This is a genomic window from Bradyrhizobium sp. URHA0013 (genome assembly GCF_000518345.1).
GTDB lineage: Bacteria > Pseudomonadota > Alphaproteobacteria > Rhizobiales > Xanthobacteraceae > Bradyrhizobium.
This window is the reverse complement of sequence record NZ_JADK01000007.1, coordinates 242,437-255,454: the sequence shown is the minus strand read 5'-3', so window position 1 is coordinate 255,454 and position 13,018 is coordinate 242,437. Positions and strand designations below refer to the sequence as shown.

Here is a 13,018-nt window from a genome sequence, read left to right as displayed (position 1 = left end):
GAGGCGGCCTCACGCCGCATCGAGATCGAGGTCCGCCCACACCGGCACGTGGTCCGACGGCTTCTCCCAGCTGCGCACATAGCTGTCGATGCCGACATTGGCGAGCCGGTCGCTGGCCTGTGGCGACAGCAGCAGATGGTCGATCCGCAGGCCATGGTTCTTCTGCCAGGCACCGGCCTGGTAATCCCAGAACGTGTAGAGCCCGGGTTCGTCGGTGACGGCCCGAAGCGCATCGGTCAGGCCGAGGCCGAGCAGGGACTGAAAACTCTCCCGCGTCTCGGGCTTGAACAGGGCGTCCTCGGTCCAGGCGGCGGGATTATGGACGTCCCGGGCATGCGGGATAACGTTGAAGTCGCCTGCGAGGATCAGCGGCTCCTCGGTCTTGAGGCGCTCCTTCGAATACTCAAGAAGCCGCGACATCCATTTGAGCTTGTAGGGATATTTCTCGGTCCCGACGGGGTTGCCATTGGGCAGATAGAGGCAGGCGATGCGCAGCACGCCGGACCTGAGCGTCACCACGCCTTCGAGGAAGCGGGCATGGGCGTCCTCGTCGTCGCCGGCCAGCCCCGACTTGGTCTCGTCGAACCGGAGCTTCGAGAGCAGGGCGACACCGTTGAACGTCTTCTGCCCGTGGGTGACCACGTTGTAGCCGAGCGCCTCGATCTCCAGCCGCGGGAACGCCTCGTCGACGCATTTGATCTCCTGGAGGCAGACGATGTCCGGCTGGCACTCCTTCAGCCAGGTCAGGAGGAGATCGATCCGCTGCCGGACCGAGTTCACGTTCCAGGTGGCTATTCTGATGGGCATCTTGGCGGCTCCGGGCAGGGGCCATGGTTAGAACAAAATGCAAACGCGCCCGTCAAGGATGCTGCGAAATCTCCCACAAAATTAACCCGGCTTAAGTCGGGCCTGGGCCATTGATCGTGAAAAGGTTTTTCGATGGGACGGCCGGACAAATCCATGATGCGAACCGAGCCCCGCGACGGCTTGATCGGCGCGTTCCTGTACTGGCTCGGCGGCTACGAGATCGAGGACGGCCTGACCGCCGGTCTCCGCGAGCGCGAGCTAAGCCGCATCCGCGCCAAACAGATCGACGCAGTGATACGGCTGATCCCGGTGACGATGGCCGTCACCATGCTCAACGTCGCGGTCGTGCTGGTCCTGTTCTGGGGCCGTGGTTGGAATGACTTTCTCGCGATCTGGGGCATGACCCTCGCCACCGCCGCCTCGCTCGCGGTGCGCGCGTGGCGGCGCTCCCACCAGAGCCCGCCACAGGAAGCCTCGCCCCGCGCCGCGCGGCAGATGTTGCGGCAGGCGTTTTTCCTCGCCGCAATCTGGGGCACGCTGCCGGTCGCGCTTTTCAGCCGCATCGAGCCGACCAGCCAGCTCATTCTCGCCTGCCTGATGGTCGGTATGATGTCCGGCGGTGCCTTCACGCTCTCGACCTTCCCGCGCGCGGGCCTTGTCTATCTCGCGACGACGACGATCGCCTGCGTCGCGGCGCTGCTGTTGTGCGGCACCGGGCCGTATCTCGTAACCGCGGTGTTCCTGCTGCTGTTCGCGTTCTTCATGGCGCGCAACATCGTCTCGCAAGGCAATCTGTTCCTCGGCAATCTCAAGGCCCAGCTCGAGCTTGAGCGGCAGACCGAGATCATCTCGCTGCTGCTGAAGGATTTTCAGGAGAATGCCAGCGACTGGCTGTGGCAGACCGACGCCGAGGGGCATCTGGTCGACGTGCCCGAGCGCTTCGCCGCCGTCGCACAGCTGCCGCTGCCGCTGCTGAAGGGCGCGCATTTCGCCGACGTGCTCGACATGCTGTGCCCCGAAGACAAGAGCGCGGCCTACAACGTCGTCGGCCTGATGGAGCACGCCGAACCGCTGCACGAGATGAACCTCAAGGTGGTCGCAGGCGGCGAGGCGCGGCTGTGGTCGCTCACTGCGAAGCCGGCCTACGACCGCGACGGTCAATTCCTCGGCTATCGCGGCTTCGGCCGTGACGTGACCGAGCGCTGGCGCGCGGAAAAGGCTGAGGCCGAGAGCCGCGCCAAATCGGATTTCCTCGCAGTGATGAGCCACGAGATCCGCACGCCGATGAACGGCGTGCTGGGGCTTGCCAGCATGCTGCTGGAGACAAAACTCGATCCGGAGCAGCACGAAGCCGTCACCACGATCCGCGAGTCCGGCGACAACCTCCAGCGCATCCTCAACGACATCCTGGACCTCTCCAAGCTCGAGGCCGGACGCTTCGCGTTCGAGGTGATCGACTTCGCGCCGCAGGCGCTGGTCGAAGCGGTGGCGACCGTCGTGCGCGCGAGCGCCAAGAGCAAGGGGCTCGCGGTCAAGGTCGAGCTCGATCCCAACCTGCCGCCGACGCTGCGCGGCGATGTCGCGCGTATCCGCCAGGTGCTGCTCAATCTCGCTTCCAACGCGGTGAAGTTCACCGACGAGGGCGAAGTCACGATCACGGCCGTCTGTCAGGCCCGCCGCGATCTGCTCACCACCGTCGAATGGAGCGTGACCGACAGCGGCATCGGCATCGCCCCCGAGAAGCTCGGCCAGCTCTTCTCCGACTTCGCCCAGGCTGACGCCTCGATCAGCCGCCGCTTCGGCGGCACCGGGCTTGGGCTTGCAATCTCCCGACGCATCATCGAGCAGATGGGCGGCACCATCGGCGTCACCTCGACGCCGGACGAAGGCTCGACCTTCCGCTTCACGTTGGTGCTGCCGTGGAGCCAGGTGCAAACGTCCGATCACGACGCAGGCCGCGAGGAAGCCGACGATCTCAAGGCGCGCATCGCGGGCTTCGATCGACCGCTGAAGGTGCTGGTCGCCGAGGACGACGCCGTCAACCGCATGGTCGTGAGCAAGATGCTCGGTGCCTTCGATGTCGAGTTGCGCGTCGTGGCCGACGGTGTCGAGGCCGTCGCGGCCGTGTCCGAAGGCGATTACGATATCGTGCTGATGGACGTGCGCATGCCCGAGATGGACGGCCTTGCCGCGACCCGGGCGATCCGTGCGCTAGGCGGACGCTTCGCGGCCTTGCCGATCATCGCGCTGACCGCCAACGCCTTCCCCGAGGACGTCAAGGTCTGCCGCGAGGCGGGGATGTCCGACTTCCTCGCCAAACCGCTGCGCAAGCCTGCGCTGGTCACGGCGCTGCTGCGTGCGCTGGACGGCCAATGTGTGTCGGAGGACGCACCGCTTCAGCCCGAGCAGATGCCGGTCGAGGCGGACTGGACGGACGAGGAAAGGCAGCTCACCGGCGCTTAGCCGGCGCCGTCAGATCGAGAAGCTGGTCCCGCAGCCGCAGGACGCCGTGGCGTTGGGATTGTTGACCCGGAACGAGGCGCCGATCAGATCGTCGACGAAATCGACCTGCGACCCCGCCAGGAATGGCTGCGAGGCGGAATCGACCAGCACCACCGCATTGTCCTGCTCGATCACGAGGTCGTCGTCGGTGCGGGCACGGTCAATGTCGAACTTGTACTGGAAGCCGGAGCAGCCGCCGCCTTCGACCGAGATCCGCAGCATCGCGCCAAACCCTTCGCCCTTGAGGATCTCCCCAATCCGGCGTGCGGCCTTGTCACTGATGGTCACGTCAGTCGTCATCGTTCGTCTCCGATAGTCCCCGCGGTCATACCAAGTCACCTGAAGGTCGCTTGCCCAATTCAGTTGGTATCCCGCGTCCGGCATAGTTAAGTGCCACCATACGCAGAATCAAATGGATAGGGACTAAATTCGCCGTGTCCGTCGGAATGGCTGCCCCCCATGCGCCCTATGCCTGCGATCCGGAGCGCAGTCGCGGCCGGTTGGTCGCGGAACCGCCGAGCCGGACCCGCAGCCCGTTCCGGCGGGATTGCGACCGGGTGATCCATTCCACCGCGTTCCGCCGGCTGAAGTACAAGACCCAGGTGTTCGTGTTCCACGAGGGCGACCACTACCGTACCCGGCTGACCCATTCGCTGGAGGTGGCGCAGATCGCCCGGGCGCTGGCGCGGCAGCTCGGGCTGGACGAGGACCTCACGGAAACCCTCGCGCTCGCCCACGACCTCGGCCATCCGCCGTTCGGGCACGCCGGCGAACGGGCGCTGGACGCCTGCCTGAAGGATTTTGGCGGCTTCGACCACAACGCCCAGACGCTCCGCGTCGTTGCGGCGCTGGAACACCGCTATCCCGAATTCGACGGGCTCAACCTGACGTGGGAAGCGCTGGAGGGCATCGTCAAGCACAACGGCCCGCTGACCGATCGCAGCGGTGCGCCGGTCGGGCGTTATCGCGAGCACGGCATTCCCGTCGGCATCGCCGACTACATCAAGACCTACGATCTCGAATTGTGGAGTTTCGCCTCGCTGGAGGCACAGGTCGCCGCGATCGCCGACGACATCGCCTATGATGCCCACGATATCGACGACGGCCTGCGCGCGGGTCTGTTTCACCTCGACGACCTCAAGGTGATGCCGCTGACCGCGGAGATCATCGCCGAGACTTCTGCGCATTACCCCGATCTCGAAGACGTCAGGCGCGGCGCCGAGCTGGTGCGCGAGCTGATCTCACACTTGATCGGTGCCGTGTTCGCCGAGGCGCAGACAAACCTTGCGGCCGTGAAACCGCAATCCGCTCAGGACGTGCGCCAGCAGAGCCGGGCATTGATCGCGTTCCCCGCAGCAGTCGTCGAGGAGGAGGCAGCCATCAAGCGCTTTCTCTATCAGCACATGTACCGCCACAAGCGGGTGATGCGGGTGATGGGCGAGGCGGAACAGATCCTTTTCGACCTGTTCGCAAAATACCTCACATCGCCCGGCGAGCTGCCGCCGGAATGGCTGGTCGGGGCGGAGGTGGACAATGACGGCGACCGGGCCCGCCGGATCGGGAATTTCATTGCCGGAATGACCGATCGTTTCGCCCTGACCGAGCACCAGCGGCTCTTTGACTCGACCCCGGATTTGCGTTAGGCGGCGCCCATGCCCGACACATCCCCAGCACTGCACCTGTTCGCCGACGTGCTCGCACGCGTGCACGCGGTCTGCCGCGCGCTCGCGGCGGAATCCAACTGGCCCGAGGGCATCGATTTCTCGCGCGTGGTGGTCGAGCCGCCGCGCGATGCCTCCCATGGCGACATGGCGACCAACGCGGCCATGGTGCTTGCGAAAGAGGCAAAGGCGAAGCCGCGCGACCTCGCCGAGCAGATCGCCGAACGGCTGCGCGCGGACCCGCTGATCACGAAGGTCGACGTCGCCGGTCCCGGCTTCATCAACCTGACGCTGAAGCCGGCCGCATGGGCCGAGGCACTGCGGACCGTGCTGCGCGAGGGCGCCGATTACGGCCGCATCCGCGGCGGCTCCAAGGTCAACGTCGAATATGTCTCCGCCAACCCGACCGGACCGATGCATGTCGGCCATTGCCGCGGCGCCGTGTTCGGCGACGCGCTGGCGAGCCTGCTCGAGTTCGCAGGCCGTGACGTCACGCGCGAATATTACATTAACGATGCCGGCGCCCAGGTCGACGTGCTCGCACGCTCCGCGTTCCTCAGGTATCGCGAGGCGCTCGGCGAGGACATCGGCGCGATCCCGGAAGGTCTTTATCCCGGCGACTATCTGAAGCCCGTCGGGCAGGCGCTGGCCAAAGAGCACGGCGACAAGCTCCTCGCCATGAGCGAGGGCGCGTGGCTGCCGGCGGTACGCGCCAAGGCGATCGCGATGATGATGGACGAGATCAAGGACGATCTCGCTGCGCTCAACATCCGCCACGACGTGTTCTTCTCGGAGCGCTCGCTGCAGGACGCCGGCAACAACAAGGTCGCCGAGACCATCGATTTCCTGCGCGCCAAGGGCGACATCTACCAAGGCCGTCTGCCGCCGCCAAAGGGGGCCCCGGCCGAGGATTGGGAAGATCGCGAGCAGTTGCTGTTCAAGGCGACCGCCTATGGCGACGACGTCGATCGCCCGCTGATCAAGTCCGACAATTCCTACACCTACTTCGCCGCCGACATCGCCTACCACAAGAACAAGTTCGACCGCGGCTTTGCGGAGATGATCGACGTCTGGGGCGCCGACCATGGCGGTTATATCAAGCGCATGCAGGCGGCGGTGAAGGCGACGACCTCCGGCAAGGGGGCGCTCGACGTCAAGATCGTCCAGCTCGTGAAGTTGCTGCGCAACGGCGAGCCGGTGAAAATGTCCAAGCGGAGCGGGGACTTCGTCACCTTGCGTGAGGTGGTGGATGAAGTCGGCCAGGACGCCGTCCGCTTCATGATGCTCTACCGCAAGAACGACGCGGTGCTCGACTTCGACCTCGCCAAGGTCATGGAACAGTCGCGCGACAACCCGGTGTTCTATGTGCAGTATGGCCACGCCCGCGGCCATTCGATCTTCCGCAACGCCCGGACCGAGGTGTTTCCGGAACTCCCGGAGGATGCGGAAAAGCGCATCGCCTGGCTCGGTGAGTCGGCGGTGGAACGGCTGTCGGACCCGGCTGAGCTCGACCTTCTTAAGCGGCTCGCAATTTTTCCGCGCCTGCTGGAAGCGGCTGCAAGCGCCCACGAGCCGCACCGAATTGCCTTCTATCTCTATGACTTAGCGAGTGAATTTCACGCACTTTGGACGAAGGGGCGCGATTTGCCCTATTTACGCTTCATTATCAATAATGATGCAGATCTAACGAAGGCGCGGCTGGCCATGGTCCAGGGCGTCGTCTCTGTCCTGGCATCGGGCCTCGCCATCCTCGGCGTCCATGCTCCGGACGAGATGCGGTAGTTTGGGGCGAACTACTTAAGGGATTTCGGGGGTAACCGGCAGAAGCCGGATCGCTTAGACTTGGTTGAAAGCCTTGTGGGTCGAAAGCCGTGCCTTGGTCGAGGGGCGCGCGGCTTTCCCGAAGGGACGCATCATCACGATGGCCGAACGATATCAGGACAGACCGTTTCCTTCCGATGACTATCGCGGTGGCGATCAGCATGGGAGCGGCGATCCCTTGGCCGAACTTGCCCGCCTGATCGGGCAGACCGATCCGTTCGCAGCGCAAGGGCGGCCGGGTGCGCACCCGCCAGCAGCGCCTGCGCCTGCTCGGAGCTATCAGGACGACGACTATCGCCAGGACGATGACCAGCAGGACTATGCCGAGCAGGCCCCGCCGCCGCCCGGACCGCCCTCATGGATGCGGCGCGCCAATGTGCAGCCGCAGACGGCGCCAGCTGAGCCTGCCTATCCCGCTTCCGTAAACCCGGTTCATCCACTGCATCGTTATTCAGCCCAGCCGACTGCGCCCGAGCCCGAACCTGATTTTCGTCAGCCGCAGGCCTATCCGGATCAGGCCTATCAAGCTCCTGCTTATCAAGCTCCTGCCTATCAGGATCAGGCCTACCAGCAACACGATCAGGCTTACCAAGAGCAAGCCTATCAGCAGCCCGATCCGGCGCGCTATGACGATGCGCTCTACGGACGGTTGGAGGCGGGCGAGCAGGACTACCAGCGCGATCCCGCCTATCCCGACGATCCTTACGCGTTCCAGAGCGACTATCCCGAGGCCGATCTCGACGAGCCGAAGAAGCAGCGCGGAGGCATGATGACGGTCGCGGCGATCCTGGCTCTTGCCGTGGTCGGGACCGGCGCTGCGTTCGCCTACAAGACCTATGTGGGCTCGCCCCGCAGCGGCGAGCCGCCGATCATCAAGGCCGACAACACGCCGACCAAAATCGTGCCGGCGCCGTCGGACTCCTCGGCCAAGGTGCCGGACCGCATGGTCACCGGAGATGGCGCCGAGAAGATCGTGCCGCGCGAGGAGGCGCCTGTCGACGTCAACGCCAAGGCGGGAGGTCCCCGCGTCGTGTTCCCGCCGCTGAACCAGAACGCGAACCCGCCGCCGGTCGCAAGCGTCTCGCCGTCCAGCATTCCGTTGTCGAGTGCGGGACCGAATCCGAGCAACGGCACGCTGCCGAACAATTCGCCGCGCGCGATCAGGACCGTGGCCGTGAAGGGCGATCAGACCGACGCCACGGCGTCGCAAGCCGCCACCGTCGCGAAGCCGGCAGCTCAACCGAAGCCCGTTGCGGCACCCGCTGCACCGCGCACTCCACCGACCTCGGCCAATGCCAGTGCCAATCAGCCGCTCTCGCTGACGCCGCAATCGGCGCCGGCTGCGGAGCCGCCGCAGCGGATGGCTGCGACCAATCCGACGCAGATTGCGCCCGCGAGCAGCGGCGGCGGCTACGTCGTGCAGGTCTCCTCGCAGCAGACCGAGGATAGCGCTCATGCCTCCTACCGGGTGCTTCAGGGCAAGTACGGCAGCGTGCTCGGCTCCCGCGCACCGGTGGTCAAGCGGGTCGACCTGACCGACAAGGGCAAGGGAATCGTCTACCGCGCCTTCGCTGGGCCCTACGGCTCGCTCGAAGAGGCGAACCAGGCCTGCAACAGTTTGAAATCCGCGGGCCTGTCTGCCTGCTTCGTCCAGAGGAATTAACGGCCGTTTCCTTGACCCTCTCGCGGGTCGGGGTTAATCGGCCGTATGAGCACGCGGGCCTTCATTACCGGCGTTTCCGGAACGGAACTAACCGCCGCTGAGCGGGAGTTTATCCGCAGCGAACGCCCATGGGGTTTCATCCTCTTCAAGCGCAACGTCGAGACGCCGGCTCAAGTTGCTGCACTCGTTGCGGAATTGCGGGCGGTTGCGGGCTCTCCTGATGCCCCTGTCCTGATCGACCAGGAGGGCGGCCGGGTGCAGCGCCTAGGGCCGCCGCATTGGCCGGTCTATCCGCCGGGCGCTATTTTCGCAGGCCTCTACGATACTGATTCGACGCTCGGGCTGAAGGCGGCGCGCCTCAGCGCCCGGCTGATCGCGGCCGATCTCGCGGATCTCGGCATTACCGTGGATTGCTTGCCGCTGGCCGACGTGCCGGTGGCTGGCGCCAACGCCGTCATCGGGAACAGGGCTTACGGCACCGAACCGGGCAAGGTCGCCGCGATCGCCCGCGCGGTCACCGAGGGCCTGGAAGAGGGCGGCGTGTTGCCGGTGCTCAAGCACATCCCCGGCCATGGCCGAGCTACGGCCGATACCCATTTCAATCTGCCGACGGTCGACACGTCGCGAGACGAACTGGATCGCACCGACTTCGCGGCGTTCAAGCCTTTGGCGGATTTGCCGATGGCCATGACTGCACATGTTGTGTTTAGCGCGGTCGACTCCGCCCATCCGGCGACGACATCTGCGACAATGATCGCTGAGGTGATTCGCGGCACAATCGGGTTCCAGGGCTTGTTAATGAGTGATGACGTGTCGATGAATGCGCTGTCGGGCAATATCGCCGAGCGGACCCGCGCGATTTTTGCGGCCGGTTGCGACATGGCCCTGCATTGCAACGGCAACATCGAGGAGATGCGTGAGGTCGCCGGCCAGACACCCGAACTGGCGGGCAGGGCGCTGGAGCGGGCGAACGCCGCGCTCGCGGCGCGCAAGGGACCTCAGCCGTTCGATCGCGCGGCCGCACGCGCCGAACTGGACGCATTGATCGCACGGGCAAACACGGCATCGGCATGACCGCAGAAATCCTATCGTTTGAAACCGGGCGGCCCGCAGAGCTCGCCGAGGGTGAGCCGGCGTTGGTGGTGGACGTCGAGGGCTACGAGGGTCCGCTCGACCTGTTGCTCGCACTGGCGCGGCAGCAGAAGGTCGATCTCGCCAAGATTTCGATCCTGGCACTCGCCGACCAGTATCTCCACTTCATCGAAGCCGCGCGAAAGATCCGCCTCGAGCTTGCCGCCGATTATCTCGTGATGGCGGCCTGGCTCGCCTTCCTGAAATCGCGCCTGCTGCTGCCGGAGCCGCCGAGTGCGGAAGGCCCTAGCGCGGAGCAGATGGCGACGGCGCTCGCCAACCGCCTGCGCAGGCTGGAGGCCATACGTGAAGCCGCCAACCGGCTGATGAACCGGCAGCAATTGCTGCGCGACATCTTCCCGCGCGGCGAGCCCGAGCAGATCGCCGAGATCAAGCATCCGAAATACACCGCAACGCTCTATGACCTGCTCACCGCCTATGCCGCGCAGCGCCAGTCGCGCGTGCTGGCGAGCGTGCATCTGGCCAAGCGCACGGTGTGGTCGCTCGCCGAGGCGCGCGCCACGCTGGAGCGGCTGGTCGGCAGCATCAGCGAGCAGGACGATTGGGGCGTTCTCGACGATTTTCTGCTGCAGCACGTCGCCGATCCGACGCAGCGCGCGACGGTGCTCGCCTCGAGTTTCGCGGCTGCGCTCGAGCTGGTGCGCGAAGGTCAGCTCGAGCTGAATCAGAAAGAGGCGTTTGCGCCCATCTATTTCCGGAAGGGGCGCCCCAAGCCGGTCATGGACGCAGCTCCTGCGCCCGATGCGCCGGTCGCTTAAGTGCAACAAGGAGAATCTGCCATGGCAAGCCTGGCTGAAGTGCGGGTAGAAGAGGCCGAGCCGATGGAGAACGAGTCCCAGGCACGTCCCGAAGAATTGCGGCTGCTGGAAGCGCTGCTGTTCGCTTCGAATGAACCGCTGGACACCGCGACGCTGGCCAAGCGCATGCCCGAGGGTGTGGACGTGAAGGCTGCGCTCGAGCAGTTGCAGGCCGACTATTCCCTGCGCGGCGTGAATCTCGTGCGGGTCGCCAACAAATGGACCTTCCGCACGGCGGGCGATCTCGCCTGGCTGATGACCCGCGAGAGCACCGAGACCCGCCGCCTGTCGCGCGCCGCGATCGAAGTGCTGGCGATCATCGCCTATCACCAGCCGGTGACGCGCGCGGAGATCGAGGAGATCCGTGGCGTCGTCACCTCGAAGGGCACGCTGGACGTGCTGCTGGAAACCGGCTGGATCAAGCCGCGTGGTCGTCGCAAGACGCCGGGCCGTCCCTTGACCTTCGGAACCACCGAGGACTTCCTGTCGCAGTTCACGCTGGAACAGCTCGGCGATCTGCCGGGTCTGGAGGAGCTGAAGGGCACGGGCCTGCTGGATTCGCGCCTGCCGACCGGATTCAGCGTGCCGACGCCGTCGGATGACCCGACTTTGCGTGAGGACGAGGATCCGCTGGAGCCGGGCGAGGACCTTGATCTCGCGCTGGCGCCTGCTGTCGAGCCCGAGACGCCGCCGGAAGGCGGCCATGAGGGTGGCGAGGGCGGCAGCGAGGACTGACGTCTGGGTCTTTTGGTGCCCCCCTGCGACCAGTTAACACTAGCAAAATTACGTAGCGCCAACAGCGAATTGGCGCTGTCTTGGTCCTTGTTTTTGACACCTGCCAAGCCTAGGTTTCGGTGAAGATCGGCCGGTCCCCGGCCATGCGCGTTTGGAGGGTTGCAGGATGGGTTCACTCAGCATTTGGCACTGGGTCCTGGTGATCGCAGTGGTCCTGCTGCTGTTCGGTCGCGGCAAGATTTCGGATCTGATGGGCGACGTGGCGCAGGGCATCAAGGCGTTCAAGAAGGGCATGCAGGACGACGACAAGGTCGCCGACAAGCCCGAGCCGGCCAAGTCCATCGAGCACAACAATGCCGCGCCAACCGCGGCACGGTCCGACGTCGGCAGCAAGGCCGTCTAAGCCAGAGAGCACGCGAGACGCGGGTAGCGGACCCGATCCTGCGCGCGAGGGATTGGGCCGGCTGCGGCTGGCGTGAACGGAAGACCTCATGTTCGATATCGGGTGGAGTGAACTGGTCCTGATCGGGGTCGTGGCCCTGATCGCCATCGGCCCGAAAGAGCTGCCGGGCGTGCTGCGCATGGTCGGGCAGTGGATGGGCAAGGCGCGGAAGATGGCCGCCGAATTCCAGGGCCAATTCCAGGAAGCGATGCGCGAGGCCGAAATGGCCGACCTCAAGAAGAGCTTCGACGAGGTCAAGGAAGCGGCTTCCGGTTTCGCCGGCAACAATCTGATGACCTCGCTTCAGAAAGACGTCAGCGACGCGCTCCGCGTCGATGCGCTGGACAAGCCGGCCGAGACCTCGGCCTCGACCGGCGCCGAACCGCCGGCGACTTCAAGCGAAGCGGTGACGACGCCCACCACGCCGGAAGCGCCGACGCCCGAAACCTTCGTGGAAGCCGAGGCACATGCGGCCGTGAACGAGCCGCTCGCCATCACCCGTGAGGTCGAGCAGGCGCAGGTCGCTCAAGGTTCGGTCACGCAAGGCTCGATCACGCAAGATTCGGTCACGCAGGACACTGCGCCGGCCGAGGCGATCAAGGACGCCAAAGCGTCATGAGCGCCGCCGATATCGAGGCCAGCAAAGCTCCCCTGATGGACCATTTGATCGAGCTGCGTTCGCGGCTGATCAAAGCGCTGCTCGGCTTCGGCATTGCCTTCATCTTCTGCTTCTTCTTCGCCAAGCAGATCTACAATGTGCTGGTCTGGCCATTCGTGTGGGTCGCGGGTCCCGAGAACTCGAAATTCATCTACACCGCGCTGCTGGAATATTTCATCACCCAGCTCAAGCTTGCGCTGTTCGGCGCCGGCTTCATCTCGTTCCCGATCGTCGCGACGCAGATCTACAAGTTCGTCGCTCCGGGCCTCTACAAGCACGAGAAGCAGGCCTTTCTGCCGTATCTGGTCGCGACCCCGTTCTTCTTCGTGTTGGGTGCCGCACTGGTCTATTTCGTCGTGCTGCCGATGCTGGTCCGCTTCTCGCTCGGCATGCAGCAGGCCGGCAGCGACGAGACCGCGCAGATCCAGCTCCTGCCCAAGGTCGGCGAATATCTGTCGCTGATGATGTCGCTGATCTTCGCCTTCGGCATCGCCTTCCAGCTTCCGGTGATCCTGACGCTGCTCGGGCGCATCGGTATCGTCACGTCAAAGATGCTGCGCGAGAAGCGCCGCTATTTCATCGTCGTTGCCTTCGTCATCGCGGCCGTTCTGACCCCGCCCGACGTGCTCAGCCAGTGCTCGCTCGCGATCCCCTTGCTCGCGCTCTACGAGGGCTCGATCATCGCGGTGGGAATTGTGGAGAAGAAGGCGGCCGCTTCAAAGGCCACCACCGGCACTGACGTATCGACGCCGGCCGGCCCGGCGGAGTAAGGCGCCCCGA

12 protein-coding genes are annotated in these 13,018 nt (G+C 65.1%); 10 read left to right on the top strand and 2 right to left on the bottom strand.

What is annotated here, in order from left to right; translation table 11 throughout:
* Positions 1 to 9 precede the first annotated feature (9 nt).
* Positions 10 to 807: an exodeoxyribonuclease III gene (gene xth, locus N551_RS0111405; protein WP_035961262.1), complete on the bottom strand. Its 798-nt coding sequence runs from the start codon at positions 805 to 807 to the stop codon at positions 10 to 12.
* Between the two features lie 132 nt (positions 808 to 939).
* On the opposite strand from xth, the gene N551_RS0111400 reads away from it, so the two are divergent.
* Entirely contained in the window at positions 940 to 3,270 is a 2,331-nt protein-coding gene (locus tag N551_RS0111400; protein ID WP_027567093.1) for an ATP-binding protein, read from the top strand.
* A gap of 9 nt (positions 3,271 to 3,279) precedes the next feature.
* Here N551_RS0111400 and erpA read toward each other — a convergent pair whose 3' ends face one another.
* Positions 3,280 to 3,609 (bottom strand): iron-sulfur cluster insertion protein ErpA, encoded by a 330-nt coding sequence (gene erpA / locus N551_RS0111395; RefSeq protein WP_027567092.1) that lies wholly within the window; start codon positions 3,607 to 3,609, stop codon positions 3,280 to 3,282.
* 134 nt (positions 3,610 to 3,743) lie between these two features.
* On the opposite strand from erpA, the gene N551_RS0111390 reads away from it, so the two are divergent.
* The 9 genes from N551_RS0111390 to tatC all read left to right on the top strand — a co-directional run bounded on the left by N551_RS0111390 (position 3,744) and on the right by tatC (position 13,008).
* Positions 3,744 to 4,952, top strand: coding sequence for a deoxyguanosinetriphosphate triphosphohydrolase (locus N551_RS0111390; protein ID WP_027567091.1), 1,209 nt, complete (start codon positions 3,744 to 3,746; stop codon positions 4,950 to 4,952).
* A gap of 9 nt (positions 4,953 to 4,961) precedes the next feature.
* The gene (gene argS, locus N551_RS0111385) at positions 4,962 to 6,752 is read left to right on the top strand and encodes an arginine--tRNA ligase (protein ID WP_027567090.1); all 1,791 of its coding nucleotides are present in this window, start codon (positions 4,962 to 4,964) and stop codon (positions 6,750 to 6,752) included.
* A gap of 139 nt (positions 6,753 to 6,891) precedes the next feature.
* Positions 6,892 to 8,454: an SPOR domain-containing protein gene (locus tag N551_RS0111380; protein ID WP_027567089.1), complete on the top strand. Its 1,563-nt coding sequence runs from the start codon at positions 6,892 to 6,894 to the stop codon at positions 8,452 to 8,454.
* Positions 8,455 to 8,499: 45 nt separating this feature from the next.
* Entirely contained in the window at positions 8,500 to 9,528 is a 1,029-nt protein-coding gene (gene nagZ / locus N551_RS0111375) for a beta-N-acetylhexosaminidase (protein ID WP_027567088.1), read from the top strand.
* Positions 9,525 to 10,364: a ScpA family protein gene (locus N551_RS0111370; protein WP_007590654.1), complete on the top strand. Its 840-nt coding sequence runs from the start codon at positions 9,525 to 9,527 to the stop codon at positions 10,362 to 10,364. The genes nagZ and N551_RS0111370 overlap by 4 nt, the downstream gene beginning before the upstream one ends.
* 21 nt (positions 10,365 to 10,385) lie before the next feature.
* Positions 10,386 to 11,138 carry an SMC-Scp complex subunit ScpB gene (gene scpB / locus N551_RS0111365; RefSeq protein ID WP_027567087.1) on the top strand — a complete coding sequence of 251 codons (753 nt, stop codon included), beginning with the start codon at positions 10,386 to 10,388 and terminating at the stop codon, positions 11,136 to 11,138.
* A 166-nt stretch (positions 11,139 to 11,304) separates the two neighbouring features.
* Positions 11,305 to 11,541, top strand: coding sequence for a twin-arginine translocase TatA/TatE family subunit (locus N551_RS0111360; RefSeq protein WP_007610722.1), 237 nt, complete (start codon positions 11,305 to 11,307; stop codon positions 11,539 to 11,541).
* A gap of 88 nt (positions 11,542 to 11,629) precedes the next feature.
* Positions 11,630 to 12,199, top strand: coding sequence for a Sec-independent protein translocase protein TatB (gene tatB / locus N551_RS0111355; RefSeq protein ID WP_027567086.1), 570 nt, complete (start codon positions 11,630 to 11,632; stop codon positions 12,197 to 12,199).
* Positions 12,196 to 13,008, top strand: a complete 813-nt coding sequence (tatC, locus tag N551_RS0111350) for a twin-arginine translocase subunit TatC (RefSeq protein WP_027567085.1) — start codon at positions 12,196 to 12,198, stop codon at positions 13,006 to 13,008. Before tatB ends, tatC begins: the two co-directional genes overlap by 4 nt.
* Positions 13,009 to 13,018 lie beyond the last annotated feature (10 nt).